The following is a 24,950-nucleotide window of genomic DNA, read 5'->3' on the forward strand; positions in this document are numbered from 1 at the left end:
GAATGCGTCGCGTCAGGCTAACCGCAAACCGCGACATCCGGCCAAGCCGGTACAGACCCGGTACAGAACTGACGGGAACGGCCGACCGGGCTCACTCCTCGGGTTCGGCCGGCGTACGGGGCAGCTGATCGGCCGCCACCACTCCTTCGAGGTAGCCGCGGGCCCGCTCGGTGCGGGGATACGCCTCCAGCAGTCGCCAGAACCCCGGGCCGTGGCCGGGAACGAGCAGATGGGCCAGCTCATGGAGGAGTACGTAGTCGACGACGTACTCCGGCATGCCCTGGAGCCGGTGCGAGAGCCGGATGCTGCCCTCGGCGGGGGTGCACGAGCCCCAGCGGGTGTTCTGGTTGGTCACCCAGCGAACGGACGCGGGGCGGGCCCCGCCGTCGAAGTACTGGGCGGACAGCCGCTCGGCCCGCTCCGTGAGCTCGGCGTCCCCGAGGACCCGCTTGCTCTCCTGGGCGGCGAGCTTGTCGAGCATCACGCCCACCCAGCGCCGCTCCTCCGCCTCCGACATCCGGGCGGGGATGAGCACGATCGTTCGGCCGCCCTCCCGGTACGCGGAGACCGACTTCCTGCGCCGGGTGCTCCTGCGGACCTCGACCGCGCTCGTCGCCGGAGCGCGGGGCGCACGGGCGGCCGCGCCGGGCTGATGGCTCACGGCGCTGCGCATGGGGGTCTCCCCGGCGACGCCGGGTGACGGGTCTGCGGGCACGCCTCGACGTTACCCGCTGTCAGTGGGGGAAGTCCCGCCTCCGGGTCCGTTCGCCACCGATCCTCTCCACTCCCCGCACCTCGCTTCGCACCATGAGCCACATTATCGAATGACTAATCCCGCTACCTGTGGATAACTCCGCGCACGCTTCGCCGCGGGCGCGCATTCTGGCAATGGTTCGACGGGCAATGGCTCGACGCGGCCGGGAATCATCCCGAGCACGCGGTCACGACACCGATCGGGGGAAAGCCGTGCGTCTCGGGGAAGAAGTCCGGGGAGAAGTCCTGCATCCGATGTTGAAGCCCGCGCTGCGCCGGGCATGGCGCGGACGGAACACCGTGCAATTCGGGGTGACCCCCGCGCACGCCGTGACGCTGGGTCCGGTGGACATCGCGACCGGGAGCTTTCTGGAGCTGCTCGACGGGACGCGTGGCCTGCCGCTGCTGCGGGAGGAGGCCCGGATGCTGGACCTGTCGGACCGTCATGTGGACGTTCTGATAGGGCGGCTGGCGGAGGCGGGCCTTCTCGACGATCCGCGGGCGGCCGGCCCGCAGGCGGATGTCCTGCGCCACCGGGCCGAGGTGATGGAGCGTCAACGTCCCGATGTCGCCTCGCTCTCCGTGGTCCATCCCGGGCCGGGCGAGGGGCTGCGTCGGATGGCGGCCCGCCGGGCGATGCGGGTGCAGGTGCGGGGCGCCGGCCGGGTCGGCGCGTCGATCGCCGCGGTGCTGTCCGGCTCGGGGGTGGGCCAGGTGGAGGTGCTGGACGGGGGCCGGGCGGAGCCGGGGGACGTGGCGCCGGCCGGGCTTCCGGCGGCGGCCGTGGGGGAACGGCGCGATGTGGCGGCCCGCCGGCTCGTCCGCCGGGCCGCCGCCGGGCCCGCGCCCCGGTCGGCGGGGGCGGAGCGGGGCGCGGGCGACGGGCAGCCCGGCCTGTCGCTGATCGTCGTCGCACCCCGGGACGGCCTCTCGGTGTACGCGCCGGTCCCGGACATCGCGGCTCCCTGGATCGCGTCGGGCACCCCACATCTCTATGCGGGGGTCATCGAGGCCACCGGGGTGGTCGGGCCCCTCGTGCTTCCGGGCGGCACCGGGTGCGCGGGGTGTCTGGAGCTGCACCGCGCGGACCGGGATACGCAGTGGCCCCGGATGCTGGCGCAGTGGCGCTCGGGGCGGCGGGGTGTGGCGCCCGCCTGCGATCTGGGGCTGGCCACAGCGGTGGCCGGGCTCGCCGCGGCCCATGCCCTGTCGTTCCTGGACGGGGAACTGCCGGCCAGCACCGGGGCGCGCTGGGAGGCCGCGCTGCCCCTGCTGGACTGGCGGAGCGAGCGGATCGGCCCCCATGCCGACTGCTCGTGCGGGGCGGCCGAGCACGCCGAGGGGGAAGGGGCCTCCGGCTCCGTTCCGGCGCAGGACACAATGGCCGGGTGACCGCCGCCGCCGGAGAGACACCGGCGGCCCGAGCGGCACGGCAGTCTGGGAACTGGAGGGGCACATGTCTGATCTTCCCCGGAAGGCGGTTACGCGTACGGCCAAGCTGGCCGCGCTCCCGCTCGGCTTCGCCGGCCGTGCCACCTGGGGTCTGGGCAAGCGGATCGGCGGCAGGTCCGCCGAGCTGGTAGCCCGCGAGGTGCAGCAGCGCACGGCGGACCAGCTGTTCAAGACCCTGGGCGAGCTGAAGGGTGGGGCCATGAAGCTGGGCCAGGCCCTCTCCGTCTTCGAGTCGGCGCTGCCCGAGGAGGTCGCGGGCCCCTACCGGGCCGCGCTGACCAAGCTCCAGGAGGCCGCGCCGCCGCTGCCCGCCGCCACGGTCCACGCGGTGCTGGCCGAGCGGATCGGCGAGGACTGGCGGGAGTACTTCCTGGAGTTCGAGGACAAGCCGTCGGCAGCCGCCTCGATCGGGCAGGTGCACCGTGGGGTGTGGCACGACGGCCGGGAGGTCGCCGTGAAGGTGCAGTATCCCGGGGCGGGCGAGGCGCTGCTCTCGGACCTCACCCAGCTCAGCCGCTTCGCCCGGCTGCTCGGCCCGCTGGTCCCGGGGATGGACATCAAGCCGCTCATCAAGGAGATGCGCGACCGGGTGTCGGAGGAGCTGGACTACGAGCTGGAGGCGCAGGCCCAGCGGGTCCACGCGGAGGAGTTCGCGGACGATCCCGATGTGGTGATCCCGGGGGTGGTGCACCAGTCCGACCAGGTGCTGGTCACCGAGTGGATGGGCGGGGTGCCGCTGGCCGACGTGATCGCGGAGGGTACGGCGGAGCAGCGGGACCGGGCCGGGCAGTTGCTGGCCCGCTTCCTCTTCTCGGGCCCGGCCCGCACGGGCCTGCTCCACGCCGACCCGCACCCGGGCAACTTCCGGCTGCTGCCCCCGGCGGAGGACCCGGAGGCTCAGGACGGCCCGGAGGCTCAGGACGGCCCGGACGAAGGGGGTGCCGAGGCCGGTGCGTGGCGGTTGGGTGTGCTGGACTTCGGCACGGTGGACCGGCTGCCGGGCGGGCTGCCGGGGACCATCGGTGAGTCCCTGCGGATGACCCTGGAGGGCGACGCCGCCGGGGTGTACGGGCTGCTGCGCGACGAGGGCTTCGTCAAGGAGTCGATCGAGCTGGAGCCGGACGAGGTGCTCGACTATCTGCTCCCGATCATCGAACCGGCGCAGGTGGAGGACTTCGTCTTCTCCCGGGGCTGGCTGCGGGACCAGGCGGCCCGGATAGCCGATCCGCGCTCCCCCGCCCACCAGCTCGGTCGGCAGCTGAACCTCCCACCGTCCTACCTCCTGATACACCGGGTCACGCTCTCCACGATCGGGGTGCTGTGCCAGCTCGGTGCGGCGGTCCGGCTGCGGGACGAACTCGAAGCGTGGCTGCCGGGGTTCGTCGCGGAGACCGAGGAATCCGCAGAGCCCGAGGAAGCCACAGAATCCGCGGAGCCCGCGGAGCCGGCGGAGCCCGCAGAGCCCGCGTTCGCGTCGGGGAGCCAGGAGCCGGAGTCGGTCCCGGAGGGCGGCGCGTAGTCGGGTCACCACCAGAGGGAGTCGAGGCGGCTCTCGATCGCTCTGATGTGGAGGCGGGCGCAGGTCTCGCAGAAGTGGAGGCGGCGGCCGTCCTCCACGGAGGAGAGCCAGGTCACCGGCGCCGTATCGCCTTCGGCGGCCGTGCCGCAGCGGGCACAGACCACCGGTCCGGCAGCCGGTGGTTCGGGGGGATGCGTGTCCTCGTCCACCTCGTGACGATATCCCCGCGCGCGGGCCCCGGCAGCACAACGCACCGCGGGGCCGCCCTCGTTCGGACGGCCCCGCGGTGGCGGGTGGTGCTCCGGCGTGGAGCGGAGAGGCGGGGCCTCTCCGCGCATGACGGCCGGCTCAGTGCATGACGGTCAGGTCAGTGCATGACGGCCATGGCCAGCGCCCGGCGGGCGCGCAGCGAGGCGCGCTCCGCTCGGCGCTGCATCCTGCGGGCGGCGACGAGGCGCACCGCCTGGCGGTCCACCTCGGCCTCCCGCAGGCGGTCGTGCATATGCGCACGAGCCATGGCTTCTGGGATGAGTTGCATCTCGCGGGTCCTGTTCTGGCGCGAGTCGTTCGCGCCGATGATGGTGACGTCGGGGGTGGCGGAGCCGACGGGCTCCTTCGTGGGGGTGATCATTGGTGCCTGATTCCGGGGGTCATGGGTCTGGGGACGGTCGATGGTTCCGAGGCGCAGCCACCGCGTGGGGGCGGAGGCGCCGCATTCGGCGGTCACGCTGCGACCGGGTTCTTGCGCGGACGGCCACGCGGCCGCTTGCGGGCCACGACGACACCCTGGACGAAGAGCTCGCCACCCCAGACGCCCCACGGCTCGCGTCGCTCCTTGGCACCGGCGAGGCAGGCCTCGACGAGCGGGCAGGTACGGCAGAGCGACTTGGCGTACTCGACGTCGGCCGGGGACTCGGCGAAGAAGACCTCCGGGTCGTACGAGCGGCAGGGGACGGGTACGCCGAGGTTCTCGATGGCGTCGTCGAGCGCGGTGAGCGCGGTGAGGGGCAGCAAGGTGGAGTCCTCCGTGGAGCCGGGCGGGGAGATCGAGTCGGACTGCGGTACTGACGGGGCGTGCGCTTCGAGTTGCACGGTGGGTGGTGTCCTCGTCTGGTCGTGCCGGCCTGTTGGCCGATTGGCGGCTGGTACTGCTGGTCCGAGGCGCCTTGGGCATGTCCCGTCCGTCAGGACAAAACAAAAGGGCCGCGGATCCCGGGTGGGGTTCCGCGGCCCTGAGGCGCCGGCCTGATGCTGGATCAGGCTGGATCGCTCCAGGGTTCAGGCCCACGGAAGGCCCACATCGTGTGGTGCTGCTGCGTCTGCTTCTTGGCTCCGGCACCGGCTGCCGCAAAGGCATAGGCCTGAGCCTGTGCATCCTTCGCTACTGCTGCCGCCGGTGCCTCGATCGGTCGCTCATTGCGCTCCCGCATCACGGGGAGGCTCGCCAGGGACAGCGGGCTGACGGCGGAGATGCCGGACAGACCGGTGGCGCGGAGCGAAGCGACCGAGGAGCGGGTGAGGCCGAGCGAGCAGGCGGAGACGACCGAAAGACCGGTCATTTTCTGGGTTTCGATGATGCTGATCACTTCAATCGCCTCCTCTCGGCGTCTAGGGTGACCGGCCGGAGCCGGTCGCGCGTATTCGGATAAGTACAGCACGGGGTCAGGGCTTCAGAGAAGTCGCTGTTCCCGTGGTTAAGAACCTATGGTGACGACTGGTGCGGGCGCAAACTATTTTCTGGACGAGTTTTTCTCAGTCCTCGCCGTCGCCCTCCTCGGGCCCCTCACCGGCGGTCTCACCTGCGCAGATGGCGAGTACATCGGCCCCGAAACGGGTCAGCTTCCGGTTCCCGACGCCGGCGATGACGACCAGCTCCCCCTCGGTGGACGGCACCGCCTCGGCGATGGCCATCAGCGTCTTCTCGGTGAAGACGCAGTAGTCCGGCTGGCTCAGCCGGGCCGCCTGGTCGGCGCGCCAGTCCAGCAGCCGGCCGTACAGCGCCTCGTCCATGTCGGACGGGCACTCCTCGCACCGCATCAGCTTCATCTCGCCCGCGTCGGTGAGGGGCCGGCGGCAGACCCGGCACCGCGCCGTCTGCCGGGGCCTGGGCTCGACGGCCTCGGTCCGCCCCGCAGCCGCCGCCGGAGCCCGGCCGGTGCCCCGGTCGATCCCCCCGCCGCCTCCGGCCCCGCCCCGGGCGCCGAGCGCCGTGGAGCCCGGGCGCAGCCCGTTCAGGAAGCGGGTGGGCCTGCGGCTCGCCCGTCCGCCGGGGGACCGCGCCAGGGACCAGGAGAGCGAGAGGTGGCGGCGGGCGCGGGTGACGCCGACGTACAGCAGGCGGCGCTCCTCCTCGACCTGCTCGTCGGTCTTGGCGTACGCGATCGGCATCATGCCCTCGGTCAGCCCGACCAGGAACACCGCGTCCCACTCCAGGCCCTTCGCCGAGTGCAGCGAGGCCAGCGTCACCCCCTGGACCGTCGGAGCGTGCTGGGCGGCGGCCCGCTCGTCCAGCTCCCGGACCAGGTCGGTCAGGGTCGCCCCCGGCCTGGCCGCCTCGAAGTCCTCCGCCAGCCGCACCAGCGCGGCCAGCGACTCCCAGCGGTCGCGCACCGCCCCCGAACCGGCGGGCGGGCGGGTGGTCCAGCCCTTCGTGGAGAGCACCGCCCGCACCTGGGACGGCAGCCCCTCCGCCGCGTCGAGCAGGGAGTCGTTGCGCCCCGCGCGGGCCGCGCCGCGCAGAGCGGTGCCCGCCTCCCGGACCTCAGCCCGCTCGAAGAAGCGCTCGGCGCCGCGCAGCTGGTAGGGCACGCCCGCGTCCGCCAGGGCCTGCTCGTAGACCTCGGACTGGGAGTTGACCCGGTAGAGGACGGCGATCTCCCCGGCGGGAACGCCCGCCGCGATCAGGTCGCGGATGCGCCGGGCGGTGGCCTCGGCCTCGTGAGGCTCGTCGGGATACTCCGCGTAGGCCGGCTCGGGGCCCTTGTCGCGCTGCGAGACCAGCTCAAGGCGGTGTTCGGCGGCCCTGCCGCGGGCCTGGCTCAGCAGGCCGTTGGCGAGGTGGACGACCTGGGGGGTGGAGCGGTAGTCCCGGACCAGTTTGACGACCGTGGCGCCGGGGTGGCGGGTGCGGAAGTTCAGCAGGTGGTCGGGGGTGGCCCCGGTGAAGGAGTAGATCGTCTGACTGGCGTCGCCGACGACGCAGAGGTTGTCCCGGTCCCCGACCCAGAGGTCGAGCAGCCGCTGCTGGAGCGGGCTCACGTCCTGGTACTCGTCGACGACGAAGTGCTGGTACTGGCCGCGCACGTGGTCGGCGATGTCGTGCCGGTCCTGGAGGATGCCGACGGTGAGCAGCAGCACGTCCTCGAAGTCGATCACCGAACGGTCGCGCTTGAGCTGCTCGTACGTGGAGTAGATCTGGGAGAGGACCGCCGGGTCGCGCGGGGCGTCCCGCTGGGTCTTCGCGACGGCGGCCGGATAGTCGGCGGGGACGGTCTGGGTGACCTTGGCCCACTCGATCTCGCTGGTGACGTCCCGCAGCTCGTTGCGGTCGAGCCGGAGCTCGCAGCGGGCGGCGGCCTCGGCGACGAGCTGCACCTTCCGCTCCAGCAGCCGGGGCAGCTCACCACCGACTGCTTTCGGCCAGAAATACTGGAGCTGCCGGAGCGCCGCGGAGTGGAACGTCCGCGCCTGGACCCCGGTCGCGCCGAGCTGCCGGAGCCGTCCGCGCATCTCGCCCGCGGCCCGGTTGGTGAAGGTGACGGCGAGGATCGTGGCGGGCTGGAGGATGCCGGCCCGCACCCCGTACGCGATGCGGTGGGTGATCGCGCGGGTCTTGCCCGTCCCCGCTCCGGCCAGCACGCACACCGGTCCGTGCAGGGCGAGAGCCACCTCGCGCTGCTCCGGGTCGAGCCCGTCGAGCACGGCGTCCGGGGTCTCGGGAACCTGCGGGAAGAGAGTGGAGTGCGTTGCTGCTGTCACCCCGCCATGCTGCCAGGTCCCGAGGGGCGGATGCGGCGGTTGTCCACAGGGGTGAGGTATTCGTCGTACTGATGCGGGGGACGGCGGCTGCACTGATACGGGCGGGGCGACGGCTCCGGTGCGGTGGTGGGAATGGTGGCCGCCTCCCGTACGTTCCACTCGGTGCGGGAAGGCGGCGCAGGCCGCCGGGCCGCATGTGACGCTGCCGGCCGCGCAGCGGGACGGACGAGACAAGGGAGCGCCACCGACATGGCGGGCACTGTGACGATGTACAGCACGACCTGGTGCGGCTACTGCCGTCGGCTCAAGGGCCAGATGGACCGCGAGGGCATCGCGTACAACGAGGTCAACATCGAGCACGACGCGGACTCGGCGGCGTTCGTCGAGAAGGCGAATGGCGGAAACCAGACGGTCCCGACGCTGCTGATCGTCTCCGAAGCCGGCACCGAGTCCGTGATGACGAACCCGTCGCTCGCCCAGGTGAAGCAGGCCCTCGCCGCCTGACGCCGAGCGCTCGGCGCACCACGCTTCCACGTAGGCCCCCGGCTGATGCCGGGGGCCTACGTGTTTCCGCGTTCGGTCGATGCGGTCAGTTCGTACGGTTCAGGCTGCCCGGCCTCGGCAGCGGCTTCCCGTACCAGAGCTCGATCAGCCGGGCGGCGATCGAGATGCCGAACGGGGGCATCACCTCGCCGGACTCGAAGGCGGCGGTGAGGTCCTCGCGGGAGAACCAGCGGGCCTCCTCGATCTCCTCGCCGTCGACGGTGATCTCCGAGGAGGTCGCCCGGGCCATGAAGCCCAGCATCAGGCTGGAGGGGAAGGGCCACGGCTGGCTGGCGATGTACTCCACCTCGCCGACGGTGACGCCCGCCTCCTCGTACACCTCGCGGACCACGGACTGCTCGATCGACTCCCCCGGCTCGACGAATCCGGCGAGCGTGGAGAAGCGGCCCTCGGGCCAGTGCACCTGGCGGCCCAGCAGCGCGCGGTCCTGGTCGTCGGTGACGAGCATGATGACCGCCGGGTCGGTGCGCGGGTAGTGCTCGGCGCCGCAGGCCTGGCAGCGGCGGATATGCCCGGCCGCCGCGATGACGGTGCGCTCGCCGCAGCGGGAGCAGAAGCGGTGCAGGCGCTGCCAGTTCTCCAGGGCGACCGCGTGCACCATCAGGCCCGCGTCGCGGGGGCCGAGCAGCAGTCCGGCTTCACGGAGTCCGGCGGGGCGGGCCGACTGGTCCATACGGCCGGGCAGCGAGTCCTTCTGGAGCGCGAAGTAGCTGACGCCCTCCTCGTCGGTGCCGAGGAAGTACCGGTGGGTCTCGGTGACCGGGGCCTCGAAGGCCGGGGTCATCACGATGGAGGTGCCGCCCTCGGGGGTGTCGTCGATCAGCACCTGCCCGCCGGAGACGACGAAGACGCGGGTCGTCGGGTGGCTCCACGCCACGGCCAGCCACGCCTCGTCGAGGCGGTGGTGCGCCGCGCGGTCGATGCCGCTGGGCGCGGTGAGGCCGATCGGGCGGTCTGCGGTGGCGTTGTCGAAGGTGCTCACAGGTACTTCCTACTCCCCCTGGGTGGATCGGGTGTGCACAGGTTCGTGGAGGGTGTGCAGAGGATGTTCGTGGAGGTGTGCAGAGGATTCAGCGGAGTGCCGTGGCCAGCTCGCCCCACAGGTACGCGGTCGTCTCCACGCCCTTCAGCAGCAGGTCCAGCTCGACCTTCTCGTTCGGCGCGTGCCAGCCGTCGGAGGGTACGGAGATGCCGAGGAAGAGGACAGGGGCGCCGAGGACATCCCTGAGGTCGGCGGCCGGGCCCGAGCCTCCCTCGCGGGTGAAAAGGATCTTCTTGCCGAAGGCCCGGCCCATCGCGCGGGCCACCGCCTGGAGGGCGGGGTGGTCCAACGGGGTCAGACAGGGGCGGGTGGCGGGCTGGAAGGTGATCCGGTGGCGGATGCCCGCCGGAATACGGGACTCCACCCAGGCGCGGACGGTCTGCTGTACGCGGTCGGGGTCCTGGCCGTCGACCAGGCGGAAGCTGATCTTCGCCATCGCGGAGGACGGGATGATCGTCTTGCTTCCGGCGCCCTGGTAGCCGCCGCCGATGCCGTTGACCTCGGCGGTGGGGCGGGCCCAGACGCGCTCCAGGGTGGAGTACCCGGCCTCGCCGGATGCGGCCTGGGACTTCGCTGTACGGAGCCAGGTCGCCTCGTCGAAGGGGAGCTGGGCGAAGAGGGCCCGCTCGGTGTCGGTGAGGTCGGTGACGCCGTCGTAGAAGCCGGGGACGGCGACCTTGCCGTTCTCGTCGTGGAGGGCGGCGACCAGGCGGGCGATCTCGGTGGCCGGGTTGGGGACGGCTCCCCCGAACGAGCCGGAGTGGATGTCCTGGGCCGGGCCCCGCAGCTCGATCTCGCACTCGGCGAGGCCGCGCATGCCGGTGCAGACGGTCGGCGTCTCCTCGTCCCACATGCCGGTGTCCGAGACGATCACGGCGTCGGCGGCGAGGCGGGCGGCGTGCTGTTCGGCCAGGGCGCGGAAGTTCGGGGAGCCCGACTCCTCCTCGCCCTCGATCAGCAGCTTGAGGTGCACGGCGGGGGTGGTGCGGCCGGTCGCGGCGAGGTGGGCGCGGACCCCGAGGGTGTGGAAGAAGACCTGGCCCTTGTCGTCGGCGGCGCCGCGTCCGTACATCCGGCCGTCGCGGATCACCGGCTCGAACGGGTCGGTGTCCCAGCCGTCCTCACGGGCGGCGGGCTGCACGTCGTGGTGGCCGTAGACCAGGACCGTCGGAGCGTCCGGGTCCTCGCTGGGCCACTCGGCGAAGACCGCCGGGGCGCCGGGGGTCTCCCAGATCTCGGTGACCGGGAAGCCGGTCTCCTGGAGCTTGGCGCTCAGCCACTCGGCGCTGCGCCGTACGTCCCCGTCGTGCTCCGGCTGCGCGGATACGGACGGGATGCGCAGCCACTCGGCGAGGTCGTCGAGGAAGGCTGCGCGGTGCTGTTCGGTGTACGTACGGACGGCGCTGTCCGGGGTCTCGCTCATGCTCTTGAGCCTATCCGTCCTCGGGGGCCGGCTCGTCCAGCAGGATCCGCTCCAGCTCCGCCCGGCCCGGCAGCCCCTGGGGGTGGACGGTCTCCCCGCTGCGTACGTAGAGGAAGGTGGCGGTGACCGCGGTGAGCGGCAGGTCGTGCAGTTCGGCCCAGGCGAGACGGTAGACGGCGAGCTGGAGCGGGTCGGCGGTGCGGTGGCGGGTGGTCTTCCAGTCGACGATCTCGTAGGTGTCACCCGTGCGGTACACGGCGTCGATACGGCCCCGGATCACCCGGCCCGCGAGGGTGATCTGGAACGGGGTCTCCACCCGGTACGGCGTGCGCCGGGCGTACGCGGTGCGCTCGAACGCCTCCTTCAGCTCGGCCAGGTCCCGCTCGTCGGCGATCTCCGCGTCGCTCTCGTCGCCCCCGGGCAGCTCGTCGGGGCCGAGCATGGGCAGCGGCAGCTCCTCGTACCGGGACTCCACCCAGGCGTGGAACCGGGTGCCCCGGCGGGCGGCGGGCTGCGGCGGGCGGGGCATGGGCCGGGCCAGCTCCTTGGCGAAGGCGTCGGGGTCCTCGGCCAGGCGGAGGAGCTGGGTGGCGGAGAGCGAGGCGGGGACGAGGACGTCGTGCACGGTGGCGCGGGCGCGGCGGAGCTCCCCGGCCAGCGCGTCGAGATCGCGGTCCCAGGAGGCGAGGGTGCGGGCCTCCTCGGGGGTGAGTCGGTCCGCCGGGCCTTCTTGCGGTCCTTCCTGCGGTTCTTCCTGTGGGTGGCGGGCGGCGGGGATGTGCGGTGCCGGGGCCCGTACAGGCTCCGGGGCTTCCTGGGTGTCCGGCGTACCGGCGGGGCGTTCGGTGGGAAGCGCGTCCCAGTCCCAGTCCTCGTCGGCAGGGGGCTCGTCGAGCGGAAGCTCGTCGTCCCAGAGGTCGTGCGCCGGTATGCCGTCGGGTCCGGGGGCGTACGCCGGTGGCCGCTCGTCCCCTTGGAGAGCCAGGCGCTCCAGGTGGGCGAGCACCGTGTCCCGGGCGGCGCGGCGGCGGGCGAGGGCCGTGGCGTCCAGCGGGAGCGGCCAGGCCAGGTCGGTGTCGGGCGCCGCCAGGGCCGGGTTCTCCTCGTCCTCGGCGGGCTCGTCCGCCCAGGCCTCGATCTCGCCGTGGCCCGCCACGCAGTGCTCGTACAGCGCCTCCAGGAAGGCGGACGGGCCGCGCGTCCGCTTCTGGGACGGGCCCCACCAGTGGCCGGAGCCGAGGAGCAGGGAGCGGGGGCGGGTGAAGGTGACGTACCCCAGGCGCAGCTCCTCCGTGTGCTGGTGCTCCTTCATCTCCTCCTTGAACGCCTTCATGCCCTTGGCGTCGTACGCGTCCAGCACCGGGAGCGTCTCCGCGTCGCCGCGCAGGGCGTGCGGGAGCACCTTGGCCTGGGCGGTCCAGGCGTCCCGGGCCCGGTCGCTCGGGAACTGGCCGGTGACCAGTCCGGGCACGGCGACCACGTCCCACTCCAGGCCCTTGGACTTGTGCGCGGTAAGGACCTTGACGGTGTTCTCGCCGCCGGGCAGCGCGTTGTCGAGGCCCTTCTCGTACTGCGCCGCCGTCCGCAGGAAGCCGAGGAAGGCGAGGAGGGACGCCTCTCCGTCCAGGGCGGCGAAGGAGGCCGCTGTGTCGAGGAAGTTGGCGAGGGTCTCGCGGCGGCGGGCGGCCAGCGCCTGGGGGGATGCCGACAGCTCGACCTCCAGGCCGGTGGTGGCCAGGACCCGGTGCAGGACGTCCATCAGGGGGTCCGCGAGCGAGCGGCGCAGGTCGCGCAGCTCGCGGGCGAGGCGGGCGAAGCGCACCCGGGCCTCCGCCGAGAACGGCAGCCCGTCGTCCGCCGCGTCCGCCGCGATCAGGAAGGTGTCCAGGGCGTCCGCGAGCGATATCACCTCGGCCGGGTCGGTACCCTCGACGGCCTCCGCGAGCCGCCGGTCCGGGTCGGCACCGTCCCCCTGGGCGGCCCGGTGGACGAGGAGGCGGGCGCGGCGGCCCAGGAGCGCGAGGTCACGGGGGCCGATGCGCCAGCGCGGACCGGTGAGAAGACGGACCAGCGACGCGTTGGCGCCCGGGTCCTGGAGGACCTCGCAGACGGCGACCAGGTCCGCCACCTCGGGCAGGTGCAGCAGCCCGGCCAGGCCGACCACCTCGACCGGGATGTCCCGGGCGACCAGGGCCGCCTGGATCTGCCCGAAGTCCCCGGCGGTGCGGCACAGGACGGCGATCTCGCCGGGCGGGGTGCCGGTGCGCACGAGGTGGGCGAGGGAGTCCGCGAGCCAGTCGATCTCCTCGCTGTGGGTGGGCAGCAGGGCGCACCGGACCATCCCGTCGCGCTCGGCGCCGGGCGCGGGGCGCAGCGCCTCGACGCCCTCGTGCATCGCGCGCAGGGGTTCCGCGAGGCCGTTGGCGAGGTGGAGGAGGCGGCCGCCGCTGCGCCGGTTCTCGCTGAGGCTGTAGCGGGTGGCGGGGGTGCCGTCGGCGTGCGGGAAGTGCTCGGGGAAGTCGTCCAGGTTGGCGACGGAGGCGCCGCGCCAGCCGTAGATCGCCTGGCAGGGGTCACCGACGGCGGTCACCGCGTGGCCGGTGGGCTGCGACTCCGTGCCACTGCCGCTACCGCTGCCGAACAGCGCCGACAGCAGCAGCCGCTGGGCGACCGACGTGTCCTGGTACTCGTCGAGCAGCACCACCCGGAACTCGTCCCGCAGGATCTCCCCCACCTCGGGCCGGGTCAGGGCCAGCTCGGCGGAGAGGGCGATCTGGTCGCCGAAGTCCAGGAGGTCCCGGCTCCGCTTGGCGGTGCGGTACCGCTCGGTGAGGCCGAGGAGGGAGCGGCGGGCCTCGGCGGTCTCGGGGATCTTGCGCAGGTCGGCGTTGCTGAGCTTGGCGGTGGCCAGTCCGTGCAGCAGCTCGGTGTCGTACGCCTCCAGCGCCCCGGATCGTACGAGGTGTTCCGACAGCTCCCCGTCGAGCGCCAGGAGGTCGCTGACGAGGGTGGGGAACGAGCGGGTGAGCGCCGGATACGGCCCCGGGGCCTCCCGCAGCACCTTTGCCGCCAATTGGTAGCGCGTGGCGTCGGCGAGGAGGCGCGTGGAGGGCTCCAGGCCGATGCGCAGGCCGTGCTCGGTGAGGAGGCGGCCGGCGAACGCGTGGTACGTGGAGATGGTGGGCTCGCCCGGCGGGTTGTCCGGGTCGATGACCTCGGGGTCGGTGACCCCGGCGGCGATCAGCGCCTTGCGGACGCGCTCGGCCAGCTCGCCCGCCGCCTTGTTGGTGAAGGTGAGGCCGAGAACCTGCTCGGGGGCGACCTGGCCGGTGCCGACCAGCCAGACCACGCGGGCGGCCATCACCGTGGTCTTCCCCGACCCGGCTCCGGCCACGATCACCTGCGGGGCGGGCGGCGCGGTGATGCAGGCCGTCTGCTCCGGGGTGAAGGGGATCTTGAGGAGCTCCTTGAGCTGCTCGGGATCGGTGATGCGTGCGGACACGTGGGAAACGGTAACCGGAGCCACTGACAACCCGGGCCGATGCCCACGCGTGCCCTACTCCACCACCTGCCGCCCCTCCGGCTGCGCGCTGCACGAGGCGCGGAAGGTGCAGTGGGCGCAGTGGGTGCCGGTGGTGGGCGTGAACCGTTCGTCCAGGACCTTTCCGGCGGCCGTCGCGAGCAGGTCGGAGACCCACTCCCCGGCCAGCGGTTCCTGCGCCTGCACCTTGGGGAAGGCGTCGCCGCCCTCCTTCTTGGGGGCTGGCTGGCGGAGCTGGACCAGTTCGGCGCCGCCGGGTTCGGGCCGCCGGCCGTCGAAGACCTCGTCCACCGCACCCTCGCGGACGGCCAACTGGTAGACGGCGAGCTGGGGGTGGGCGGCCACCTCGTCCTTGGTGGGCGCGCCCTTGCCGGTCTTGAAGTCGACGACGTATGCCCTTCCCGCGGCGTCCTCCTCCACCCGGTCCATCGAGCCGCGGATGCGGACGGCGTACGCGCCCGCCTCCAAGGTCACGTCGAAGTCGTGCTCGCTGGCGGCGGGGGTGCGGCCGCCGCGGTCCAGGACGTGCCAGTGCAGGAAGCGTTCCAGGGCGGCGCGGGCCTGGTCCTTCTCCTGCTCGGACTTCCAGGGGGCGTCGAAGGCGAGGCCGTTCCAGACGGAGTCCAGGCGCTCCATGAGGACGTCGAGATCGGCCGGCGTACGGCTGGAGGCGACCTCGTCGGCGAGGACGTGGACGACGTTGCCGAACCCCTGGGCGGCGGTGGCCGGGGCGTCGGCCTTCACCTCGCGGCCCAGGAACCACTGGAGGGCGCAGGTGTTGGCGAGCTGGTCCAGGGCGGAGCCGGAGAGGGTGACGGGCTGGTCGCGGTCGCGCAGCGGGACGGCGGAGCGGGTCGGCTCCTCCAGGCCCCACCAGCGGGACGGGTGGGCGGCGGGCACGAGTGCCTGGCCCTCGTCGTCGGTGAGCGCGGCGAGCCGGGCGAGACGGTGGGCGGCGGCGTCGCGCAGGGCGTCGGAGGCCGCCGGGTCGACGGTGGTGGCCCGCAGCTCGGCGACGAGCGCGGCGACCGCGAGGGGGCGGCGCGGGCGGCCGGTGACATCGCGGGGTTCGACGCCCAGCTCGGTCAGGAAGCGGGAGGGCTGGTCGCCGTCGTCGGCGGGGGCCTTCACGGCGGTGACGACGAGGCGTTCGCGGGCGCGGGTGGCGGCGACGTAGAAGAGGCGGCGCTCCTCGGCGAGGAGGGCGCCGGGCGTGAGGGGTTCGGCGAGCCCGTCGCGGCCGATCCGGTCCGCCTCCAGGAGGGAGCCCCGGCGGCGCAGGTCGGGCCACAGTCCTTCCTGGACCCCGGCGACGACGACGAGCCGCCACTGAAGGCCCTTGGAGCGGTGGGCGGTCATCAGGCGTACGGCGTCGGGGCGGGCGGTCCGCCGGGAGAGGGTGTCGGCGGCGATGTCCTGGGCGTCGACCTCCTCCAGGAAGTTGAGCGCCCCGCGCCCGCCGGTGCGCTCCTCGGCGCGTGCCGCCGTCTCGAACAGGGCGCACACCGCGTCGAGGTCCCGGTCGGCGTTGCGTCCGCCCGCCCCGCCGCGCAGCGCGGCCCGCTCCAGCCTGCCCGGCCAGGGGGTGCCGTTCCACAGGGTCCACAGGGCCTCCTCGGCGGTCCCGCCGCCTTCGAGAAGCTCACGGGCCTTCCGCAGGAGCGCGCCGAGGCGCTGCGCGCCGTGGGCGTACGCCGGGTCGTGGGTGACCAGCCGCTCGGGCTCGGCCAGGGCGCGGGCGAGCAGCTCGTCGGAGGGGGCGGGGACCCGGATTCCGGCGGCGCGCTCCTCGTCGCGCAGGGCCCGGCCGAGGCGGCGGAGGTCGGCGGCGTCCATGGAGCCGAGGGGGGAGGTGAGGAGGGTGAGGGCGGTCTCGGTGGTGAGCCAGGGCGGCGTTCCGGCTTCACCCGGATCCTCCTCGGGGAGGTGGTGCAGCGCCGCCGTCGCCACCGTCCGCAGGGCCGTCAGCAGGGGGGCGACGGCCGGTTCGTGGCGGAGCGGGAGGTCGTCGCCGTCGACCTCCAGAGGGACGCCCGCCGAGGTGAGGGCGCGGCGGACGGCGGGCAGCGAGCGGCCTCCGGCCCGTACCAGCACGGCCATCTCACGCCACGGGACCCCGTCCTCCAGGTGGGCGCGGCGCAGCAGGTCCGCGATGTTGTCCAGCTCCGTGGAGGCGGTCGGATAGGTGTACGTCTCCACCCGGCCGCCGTCCCGGACGGCATGCAGGTCGCGGTGGGCGCGGACGGTGTCGGCGGGCAGCCGGGTCAGCGGCATACGGCGGGTGAGCAGCCGGGTCGCCGCGAGCAGTTCGGAGCCGGAGCGGCGGGAGGTGGTGAGGACGCCGACGGGGGCGGGGGTGCCGTCGGCCCGCCGGAAGGTGTCGGGAAATTCGAGGATGCCGTTCACATCGGCGCCCCGGAACGTGTAGATCGACTGGTCGGGGTCGCCGAAGGCCACCAGCGTGCGCCCGGCACTCGCGCCGCGCTCCTGGCGCCCGTCGCTGGCGCCGCGCACCAGGTTCCCTGCCCCGGCGTGCGCCGCGCGCCCGGAGCTCCGAGAGCCGCCCACCCGGTTCCCCGCCAGCGCGTGCAGCAGGCGTACCTGCGCCGGGTCGGTGTCCTGGTACTCGTCGACGTACACCGCGTCGTACGCACCCGCCAGCCGCGCCGAGACCTCGGGGCGCTCCGCGAGCAGCACCGCACGGTGGACCAGCTCCGCGTAGTCCAGCACCCCCTGGGCGTCGAGCACGTCCAGGTACTCGGCGAGGAACTGGGCCGCCGCGCTCCAGTCCGGGCGGCCCGTCCGGCGGGCGAAAGCGGCGAGCGCGTCCGGGCCGAGGCCCAGTTCGCGGCTGCGGGCGAGCACGGCGCGCACCTCGTCGGCGAAGCCACGGGTGGTCAGGCAGGCGCGCAGCTCGTCGGGCCAGCGGACGTGAGGCAGGCCCTCCTTCTCCAGGTCGAGCTGGCCGGCGAGCAGGTCGCGGACGGTGACGTCCTGCTCCGGCCCGGAGAGCAGCCGCAGCGGATCGGCGAAGAGATCGGCGCCCTGGTGGGCGCGGACCAGGGCGTAGCAGTACGAATGGAAGGTGGTGGCCTGCGGACCGCGCGCGGCGCCGAGCCGGGCCGCCATCCGGTCGCGCAGCTCGACGGCGGCCTTGCGGCTGAAGGTGAGGACGAGGATGCGGGTGGGGTCGGCGCCCCGGTTCACCCGGGCCGCCACGGACTCCACGAGCGTGGTGGTCTTGCCGGTGCCGGGCCCCGCGAGGACGAGCAGCGGTCCCTCGGCGTGATCAACCACAGCACGCTGGCCTGCGTCCAGGAGAGGAGGCTCCACGGAACCCGGCGGGGTGCGCACCAGGCGGTACGCGCCCGTGGTCCGCGGCCGTGGTTCACGGTGCGGACTGTGCCGGGTGGAAGAGGAGGAGCTCACGTGGATCGCCGGTCCTGGTGGGTTCACGGGCCGTACGGGTCGTACAGCCCGAAAAGGGTCGTTCACAAGAGTTTGTAGAGGGACGAGGAGAGGAGGCGCGGGTGAAGCGCGGTGACGACGCTACGCCAGCGGGCGCGCGGGAGGCGGCGGCTGCGCTGCGCCTCTCGTCACGCACCGGCGCGCGCCCGGCCGGACGCGGTCGTCGGCGGCCACCGTCAGGTGTGAGTTTCCTCGCCCTGGCCGACCGGACCGGAGGACTCACCTCCGCTCCCGTCCCAGCGCGCGCGGCGCATGTCGAGCCGCGGAAGGTGGCCGTCCGCCTGACGCGACGCCTCACGCAGCGGCGTCCCCTCCGCCCGGTAGTGGTCCATCGCCCGCAGCTCGTGGCCCGGGAGCAGCGCCCCGTCCGCCCGCACCACACGCCACCAGGGCACGGCGGAGCCGTACAGGGTCATCGCCCGGCCGACCTGCCGGGGCCCGCCGTCGCCCAGCCACTCCGCGACATCTCCGTACGTCATGACCCGGCCCGGCGGGATCAGGTCGGCGACGTCGAGGACCCGCTCCGCGTACTCCGGCAGCGCACCCGGCTGCCCGTCGTCCGTCTCGTCCCTCTCGTCCTGGTCCCTCTCGTCCTGGCTCATCCGCCCCATCCTGCCGTACGCCACCGACAGCGCGGCCGGAACCGTCTCGGTACGGTCACCGAGCGTGCGCGCAGGTGCAAAGGGGCGTATGTTGCGCATCCCGCGCCCGGGCGACGCACCCTGATGCCCCCCTCCGTCTCCGGGCCGTGCCACCATCATCCGGGCGGTGACCGGTGATACGAGACCACGAAGACGAACCAGAGGCGACGAAGGAGCAGGGCGTGCAGCCACCGAAGGCGGCGGACGCCTCCGATGCCGGAGAGCGCCCACCGAGTGCGCCGGGGTCCGCCGGGGAGCGCGCGGAGCGTACGCCTGAGCCCGCCGGGCAGCGCGCGCCGAGTGCGCCGAAGCCCGCCGGGGAGCACGCGCCGATCGCTCCGGAGCCCACCAGCACGCCGGAGTCCTCGGTCGCTCCGGCGCCTTCGAATGCCCCAGCGCCTTCGAACGCTCCGGCGCGCGCCGAGACGGTCCGGGCCGAAGGCCCCGCAGCGGCGACCACGTCCACCAGCGGCCACCTCACCGGCTCCACGCTCGCCTCCGCCGAGGCCGCTCTGAGCGACCGGGTCTCCGGTGACGAGCCGCTGCTCCCCGCCCGGGTGCACCGCCCCTCCGACCTGATGCGGCTGCTCATCGGCATCGCCGCCATCGCCGTACTGTTCGCGATCGCCGCGTTCGCCCAGGGCACCACCACCGGCCTCGAGGACGACATCTCCAAGGGCACCGAGCAGGCGCCCGATCTGCTGATCAAGATCGCCGGGCTGGTCTCCAGCATCGCCGTGCTGCTCGTCCCGGTCGCCTTCGCCATCGAACGGCTGATCAAGCGGGACGGGCTGCGCATCGCCGACGGCGTCCTCGCCGCCGTACTCGCCCACGGCGTCACCCTCGCCACCGACCTCTGGGTCTCCCGCACCGCGCCCGGCACCATCCAGGAGGCGCTGACGCAGCCCCAGCCGGGCGCCGGACTGACCGACCCGGTGCACGGCTACCTCGCACCCGTGATCGCGTACATGACCGCCGTCGGGATGGCGAGACGGCCGCGCTGGCGGGTCGTGCTCTGGGCGGTGCTGCTGCTCGACGCGTTCGCGATGCTCGTCGGCGGGTACACCACCCCCTTCTCGATCATCCTGACCGTCCTGATCGGCTGGACCGTGGCGTACGGAACGCTGTACGCGGTCGGCTCCCCGAACGTCCGCCCCACCGGCCAGCACCTGATGGCGGGGCTGCGGCACGTCGGCTTCCGGCCGGTCGCCGCGATGCGCACCGAGGACGCCGCCGACAGCGATACCGCCGACCCGAGCGACCGGGGCCGGCGGTATCTGGTCACCCTGGAGGACGGGCCCCCGCTGGATGTGACGGTCGTCGACCGGGAGCAGCAGGCCCAGGGGTTCTTCTACCGGGCCTGGCGCCGCCTCACGCTGCGCACGCTCACCCAGCGGCGCTCGATCCAGTCGCTGCGGCAGGCGCTGGAGCAGGAGGCGCTGCTCGCGTACGCGGCGATCGCCGCCGGGGCGAACGCGCCGAAGCTGATCGCCACCTCCGAGCTGGGCCCGGACGCGGTGATGCTCGTCTACGAGCACATCGGCGGCCGGTCGCTGGACCAGATGGAGGACGAGGAGATCACCGACGACCTGGTGCGCGGCGCCTGGCGTCAGGTGAAGGCCCTCCAGTCGCGCCGGATCGCGCACCGCAGGCTGACCGGTGACGCGCTGCTGGTGGATCGTTCCGGCAAGGTGTTCGTGACGGACCTGCGCGGCGGTGAGATCGCCGCCGGTGACCTGGTGCTCCGGATGGACGTGGCGCAACTGCTGACCACCCTGGGGCTGCGGGTGGGGGCCGAGCGTTCGGTCTCCGGCGCCCTGGCCGTACTCGGCCCGGACGCCGTCGCGGACTGCCTGCCGCTGCTCCAGCCGATCGCGCTGAGCCGCTCCACCCGGGCGACGCTGCGCCGGCTCGCGCGGGAGCGGTCGCAGCAGGAGCGGGACGCGGTGCTGGAGGCGTCGCGGGCGGCCAAGGAGGCGCGGGCGCGGGACGCGGCGGACGACGCGGCGCAGGCCGGGGCCGAGGCTCAGGTCGAGCCCAAGCCCGGCCCCAAGGCCGAGCGCAAGTCCCTGCGGACCGAGAAGCAGGCGGAGAAGCAGGCCGAGAAGCGGGCTGTGGACGACGCGATGGAGGAGGCCCGGGAGGGGGACCTGCTCGCGCAGATCCGCCGCCAGGTGCTGCTGATCCGCCCGCAGGCACCGGTCGAACCGGTCCGCCTGGAGCGGATCAAGCCGCGTACCCTCTTCAGCTTCATCGCCGGGGCCATCGCCGCGTACTTCCTGATCTCCCAGGTGACCCAGGCCGACTTCGGCGTGCTCGTGGAGCAGGCGGAGTGGGGCTGGGTGGCCGCCGCGCTCGGCTTCTCCGCGCTCAGTTACGTGGCGGCGGCGATGAGCCTGCTGGGCTTCGTGCCGGAGCGGGTGCCGTTCCTGAAGACCGTGCAGGCGCAGGTGGCCGGTTCGTTCGTGAAGATCGTCGCCCCGGCCGCCGTCGGAGGCGTGGCGCTGAACACCCGCTTCCTGCAACGCGCCGGAGTGCGCCCCGGTCTGGCCGTGGCGAGCGTCGGGGCATCGCAGCTCTTCGGGCTCGGCTGCCACATCCTCCTGCTGGCCCTCTTCGGCTACCTCACGGGCACGGAGAAGACCCCGGACTCGCTCACCCCCTCCCGTACGGTGATCGCCGGTCTGCTGACCGTCGCGGTGCTGGTGCTCGTGGTGACGGCCATCCCGTTCATGCGGAAGTTCGTGGTGACCCGGGTGCGCTCGCTCTTCGCCGGGGTCGTGCCGCGCATGCTGGACGTGGTGCAGCGGCCGCAGAAGCTGGTCACCGGGATCGGCGGGATGCTGCTGCTGACCGGCCTGTTCGTGCTCTGCCTGGACGCGTCGATCCGGGCGTTCAGCGGACCGGACGTCACCCAGCTGAGCTACGCGAGCATCGCGGTGGTCTTCCTCGCGGGCAACGCGCTCGGCTCCGCCGCACCCACCCCGGGCGGGATGGGCGCGGTCGAGGGCGCCCTGACGCTGGGCCTGATCGCGGTCGGGCTGCCGATGGAGGTCGCGGCGCCGGCGGTGCTGTTGTACCGCGTGATGACGCTGTGGCTGCCGGTGCTGCCGGGGTGGATCGCCTTCAACCAGCTCACCCGGAAGGGTGAGCTCTAGGTATCCGGGAAGGCGAGCTGTCAGCGTCCGGGAGGGCGCACCACCCGCATGGACCGCGCCCCAGCGCGCTCCCCGGCACCCCGCCGCACGATGGAGCCCATGAGGACTTCCCCCGCTCTGCGTGCCGCCGCCCTCGCCGCCACCGCCACCGTGCTGCTGCCCCTGGCCGGCTGCTCGGACGGCGGCGACGGGGGCGGAGAGGGCCGCTCCACGCCCTCCGGGGCCTCGACCGCCTCCCCCACGGCCACCGCCGAGGAGCTGGCGTCGCAGAAGCTGGAGTGGTCGCCGTGTCCGGCGCCGAACGTGGCGCAGGGCGGTGGTGAGTCTCCCTCGCCCCTGCCCGGCGGCGCGGTCTGGGAGTGCTCCTTCATGGACGTACCGCTGGATTACGCGGAGCCGGACGGCCGGACGATCGAGCTGGCGCTGATCCGGGGGAAGGCCAAGGACCAGAAGCGGCGGATCGGTTCGCTCGTGTTCAACTTCGGCGGGCCCGGCGCCTCCGGGGTCGCGACGCTGCCGGCCTTCGGCGCGGACTACGACCGGCTGCGCGGCCGGTACGACCTGGTGAGCTTCGACCCGCGCGGGGTGGGGCGCAGCAAGGGCGTGGAGTGCGCGGACGACGCCCAGTTGGACGCCCTGTACCAGGAGGACTCCACGCCGGACGACGCGGCGGAGGAGAAGGAGTTCGTGGAGGGCCAGAAGGACTTCATCGCCACCTGTAAGGACAACTCGGGCCCCGAGCTGCCCTATGTGGGCACCACGAACGCCGCCCGCGACATGGATCTGATGCGCACGGTGCTCGGCGACGACAAGCTGCACTACTTCGGCATCTCCTACGGCACCGAGCTCGGCGGCGTCTACGCCCACCTCTACCCGGACAAGGTGGGGCGGGCGGTCTTCGACGCGGTGGTCGACCCGACGAAGGACGCCGAGCAGTCCTCGCTCGGCCAGGCCCAGGGGTTCCAGCTCGCCTTCGACAACTTCACGAAGGACTGCGCGGACCGCGGCGACAAGTGCGCCCTGCCCGGCGCCACCGGCGAGGAGGTCGAGGAGTGGATCGCCGACCTCCTGGCGAACCTGGAGAAGGAGCCGATCGACGGGCTCGGCGACCGGGCGCTGACCCAGACGCTGGCCACCACCGGCATCGCCTCCGCGCTCTACTCCAAGGAGACCTGGCCGCTGCTGGAGCAGGGCCTGGACGAGGCCGACGGCGGCTCCGGCGCCCTGCTGCTCGCGCTGGCCGACTCGCTGAACGGCCGCTCGGAGGACGGGCGGTACGACAACTCCAACGCGGCCAACATCGCGATCAACTGCGCCGACGACAAGCAGCGCTTCACCCTGGAGCAGACCAAGGCGGCCCTGCCCGCCTTCCGCAAGGCGTCACCGCTGTTCGGCGAGTACCTCGGCTGGGGCCTGATGGGCTGCACCGGCTGGCCGGTCGCGGGCGCCTGGGTGACCCCCGACGTCAGCGCTCCCGGCTCCGCCCCGATCCTCGTCATCGGCAACACCGGTGACCCGGCGACCCCGTACGCGGGCGCGAAGGCGATGGTGGAGAAACTCGGCAAGGGAGTAGGCGTCGAGCTGACATACAAGGGCGAAGGCCACGGCGCGTACAACAGTAAGAACACGTGTGTCCAGGGGGCCGTCGACGGCTATCTCCTGAACGGTACGGTGCCGAAGTCGGGCACCGTCTGCGAGTGATCCGCACCCGCGCGGCAGCCTTTAGCATGACGGGACATCACAAGCGCCCGACGCGTCGTCATCACCGGCTTCGGGCCACGGGGAGGGATGCGGGATCATGCGTGCGCACCAAGGGGTTCTCCGGACCGGAGCGGCCCTCCTGACGGCGGGACTGCTCGCCGGCTGCGGCCTGCTGTCCACGGAACCGGAGCCGCGCGATCGGGCGGACGGCCGCCCCGGTGACACCTCCGCCTCCCCCTCACCGGGCCTGAAGGAGACCCCGAAGACGCCGCCCCTGCCCGCCGCCCTCACCTCCCAGCGCCCCGACTGGCAGCGCTGCGAGGCCCCGAGCGGCGGCAGCGCGCCCGGCTCCGACTGGCGCTGTACGAGCGTCGACGTGCCCCTGGACTACGCGAAGCCGTCCGGCGAGACCATCGCCGTCGCGCTGATCCGCAAGCAGGCCCGGGACAAGGACCGCCGGCTCGGCTCGATGCTCTTCAACTTCGGCGGCCCGGGCGGTTCGGGCGTGGAGATACTGCCGCGCGCGGCCTCCTCGTACGAGAAGCTCAACTCCCGCTACGACCTGGTGGGGTTCGATCCGCGCGGGGTCGCGGCCAGCTCCGGGGTGAACTGCCGCACCGACGAGGAGCAGGAGCAGGCTGCCCGGAGCGTCGACCTGACCCCGGACACGGCGGCCGAGGAGGCGGTGTTCATCAAGGACGGCGCGGACTTCGGCGCGGGCTGCCAGCGCCGCTCGGGCAAGGTCCTCCCGCACGTCGGCACGGCCAACGCCGCCCGTGACCTGGACCTGATCCGCGAGGTCCTCGGCGACGACAAGCTGTCGTACTTCGGCTTCTCCTACGGTACGGAGCTGGGCGGCACGTACGCGCACCTCTTCCCGCAGAACGTGGGGCGCACCGTCCTGGACGCGGTCATCGACCCGACGGCCGACGGCGTAGGGCACGCCCGCAACCAGGCGACCGGCTTCCAACGCGCCCTGGAGAACTACCTCAAGGACCGCGGCGAGAACCCGAAGGCGGGCTCGGAGCGCATCGCCCGGATGCTGGCCAGGATCGACCGGAAGCCGCTGCCGACCGCGTCCGGCCGCGAGCTGACCGAGTCCCTCGCCGTCACCGGCATCGTCACCCCGCTCTACTCGCAGTCCGGCTGGCCCGCGCTGACGGCCGCCCTGGACGAGGCGGAGAGCAAGGGCACGGGCGACGGGCTGCTCCAGCTCGCCGACTCGTACAACGGGCGGGACGAGGAAGGGCGTTACGACACCCAGGCCCACTCCCAGCGGGCCATCTCCTGCGCCGACTCCAAGGCCCGCCCCACCGTGGACGAGGCCCGCGCGCTGCTGCCGGAGTTCCGCAGGCTCTCCCCGGTGTTCGGGCCGTTCCTGGCCTGGGACACGGCCGGCTGGTGCGCCCAGTGGCCGGTCGACGGGGAGCACGAGACGCCGGAGACCAGCGCGCCGGGCGCGGGCCCGATCCTGGTGATCGGGACGACCGGCGACCCGGCCACCCCGTACGAGGGGGCGCAGCGGATGGCGGACGAGCTGGGCAAGGGCGTCGGCATCATGCTCACCAACAAGGGTGAGGGGCACGGGGCGTACGGCGAGGGCGACTGCGTGACGCGGGCCGTGGACGGCTACTTCCTGGACGGGAAGGTTCCGCAGGACGGCACGACCTGCGGGTGACGCGCACGGGGAACCGCACGGCCTGCGGGTGA

General features: G+C 73.2%; 17 protein-coding genes. 6 read left to right on the top strand and 11 right to left on the bottom strand.

What is annotated here, in order from left to right:
- Positions 1–91: 91 nt before the first annotated feature.
- Positions 92–715 carry a M48 metallopeptidase family protein gene (locus tag ACFWRT_RS30090; RefSeq protein ID WP_380953595.1) on the bottom strand — a complete coding sequence of 208 codons (624 nt, stop codon included), beginning with the start codon at positions 713–715 and terminating at the stop codon, positions 92–94.
- A 284-nt stretch (positions 716–999) separates the two neighbouring features.
- Here ACFWRT_RS30090 and ACFWRT_RS30095 point away from each other — a divergent pair, with 284 nt between their 5' ends.
- Together ACFWRT_RS30095 and ACFWRT_RS30100 are read left to right on the top strand one after the other, a co-directional pair.
- Entirely contained in the window at positions 1,000–2,145 is a 1,146-nt protein-coding gene (locus ACFWRT_RS30095; protein ID WP_380953627.1) for a ThiF family adenylyltransferase, read from the top strand.
- Positions 2,146–2,209: 64 nt separating this feature from the next.
- Positions 2,210–3,724, top strand: coding sequence for an ABC1 kinase family protein (locus ACFWRT_RS30100; RefSeq protein WP_380953594.1), 1,515 nt, complete (start codon positions 2,210–2,212; stop codon positions 3,722–3,724).
- Positions 3,725–3,729: 5 nt separating this feature from the next.
- Here the strand turns inward: ACFWRT_RS30100 and ACFWRT_RS30105 are convergent, their stop codons facing one another.
- The 5 genes from ACFWRT_RS30105 to ACFWRT_RS30125 all read right to left on the bottom strand — a co-directional run bounded on the left by ACFWRT_RS30105 (position 3,730) and on the right by ACFWRT_RS30125 (position 7,702).
- Positions 3,730–3,933, bottom strand: coding sequence for a hypothetical protein (locus ACFWRT_RS30105; protein ID WP_380953593.1), 204 nt, complete (start codon positions 3,931–3,933; stop codon positions 3,730–3,732).
- A gap of 158 nt (positions 3,934–4,091) precedes the next feature.
- Positions 4,092–4,451: a hypothetical protein gene (locus tag ACFWRT_RS30110; RefSeq protein ID WP_380953592.1), complete on the bottom strand. Its 360-nt coding sequence runs from the start codon at positions 4,449–4,451 to the stop codon at positions 4,092–4,094.
- Positions 4,448–4,816, bottom strand: a complete 369-nt coding sequence (locus ACFWRT_RS30115; RefSeq protein WP_015611216.1) for a WhiB family transcriptional regulator — start codon at positions 4,814–4,816, stop codon at positions 4,448–4,450. Before ACFWRT_RS30115 ends, ACFWRT_RS30110 begins: the two co-directional genes overlap by 4 nt.
- A 164-nt stretch (positions 4,817–4,980) precedes the next feature.
- Positions 4,981–5,310: a hypothetical protein gene (locus ACFWRT_RS30120; protein ID WP_161263563.1), complete on the bottom strand. Its 330-nt coding sequence runs from the start codon at positions 5,308–5,310 to the stop codon at positions 4,981–4,983.
- A gap of 166 nt (positions 5,311–5,476) precedes the next feature.
- Positions 5,477–7,702 carry an ATP-dependent DNA helicase UvrD2 gene (locus tag ACFWRT_RS30125; RefSeq protein ID WP_380953591.1) on the bottom strand — a complete coding sequence of 742 codons (2,226 nt, stop codon included), beginning with the start codon at positions 7,700–7,702 and terminating at the stop codon, positions 5,477–5,479.
- A 249-nt stretch (positions 7,703–7,951) separates the two neighbouring features.
- Between ACFWRT_RS30125 and ACFWRT_RS30130 the strand changes: the two genes are divergently transcribed.
- Positions 7,952–8,206 (top strand): glutaredoxin domain-containing protein, encoded by a 255-nt coding sequence (locus ACFWRT_RS30130; RefSeq protein WP_030561071.1) that lies wholly within the window; start codon positions 7,952–7,954, stop codon positions 8,204–8,206.
- An 85-nt stretch (positions 8,207–8,291) separates the two neighbouring features.
- On the opposite strand, the gene nudC is transcribed toward ACFWRT_RS30130, so the two are convergent.
- The 5 genes from nudC to ACFWRT_RS30155 all read right to left on the bottom strand — a co-directional run bounded on the left by nudC (position 8,292) and on the right by ACFWRT_RS30155 (position 18,342).
- On the bottom strand, positions 8,292–9,248 hold the full coding sequence (gene nudC / locus ACFWRT_RS30135; RefSeq protein WP_018510106.1) for an NAD(+) diphosphatase: 957 nt from the start codon (positions 9,246–9,248) through the stop codon (positions 8,292–8,294).
- 88 nt (positions 9,249–9,336) lie between these two features.
- A complete protein-coding gene (locus ACFWRT_RS30140; protein ID WP_380953590.1) occupies positions 9,337–10,731 on the bottom strand; it encodes a dipeptidase in 1,395 nt (464 codons plus the stop codon).
- A 10-nt stretch (positions 10,732–10,741) separates the two neighbouring features.
- Positions 10,742–14,233 carry a UvrD-helicase domain-containing protein gene (locus tag ACFWRT_RS30145; protein WP_380953589.1) on the bottom strand — a complete coding sequence of 1,164 codons (3,492 nt, stop codon included), beginning with the start codon at positions 14,231–14,233 and terminating at the stop codon, positions 10,742–10,744.
- 54 nt (positions 14,234–14,287) lie between these two features.
- Positions 14,288–17,701, bottom strand: coding sequence for an ATP-dependent helicase (locus tag ACFWRT_RS30150; protein WP_380953588.1), 3,414 nt, complete (start codon positions 17,699–17,701; stop codon positions 14,288–14,290).
- Between the two features lie 215 nt (positions 17,702–17,916).
- Positions 17,917–18,342 (bottom strand): MGMT family protein, encoded by a 426-nt coding sequence (locus tag ACFWRT_RS30155; protein WP_380953587.1) that lies wholly within the window; start codon positions 18,340–18,342, stop codon positions 17,917–17,919.
- A gap of 221 nt (positions 18,343–18,563) precedes the next feature.
- On the opposite strand from ACFWRT_RS30155, the gene ACFWRT_RS30160 reads away from it, so the two are divergent.
- From ACFWRT_RS30160 to ACFWRT_RS30170, 3 genes are all read left to right on the top strand, one after another.
- Positions 18,564–21,539: a lysylphosphatidylglycerol synthase domain-containing protein gene (locus ACFWRT_RS30160; protein ID WP_380953586.1), complete on the top strand. Its 2,976-nt coding sequence runs from the start codon at positions 18,564–18,566 to the stop codon at positions 21,537–21,539.
- Positions 21,540–21,638: 99 nt separating this feature from the next.
- Complete coding sequence (locus tag ACFWRT_RS30165) at positions 21,639–23,240, top strand: alpha/beta hydrolase (protein ID WP_380953585.1); 1,602 nt, start codon at positions 21,639–21,641, stop codon at positions 23,238–23,240.
- Between the two features lie 97 nt (positions 23,241–23,337).
- On the top strand, positions 23,338–24,918 hold the full coding sequence (locus ACFWRT_RS30170; RefSeq protein WP_380953584.1) for an alpha/beta hydrolase: 1,581 nt from the start codon (positions 23,338–23,340) through the stop codon (positions 24,916–24,918).
- Positions 24,919–24,950: the final 32 nt, after the last annotated feature.

It is taken from the genome of Streptomyces cyaneofuscatus (assembly GCF_042718795.1).
Lineage (GTDB): Bacteria > Actinomycetota > Actinomycetes > Streptomycetales > Streptomycetaceae > Streptomyces > Streptomyces cyaneofuscatus_A.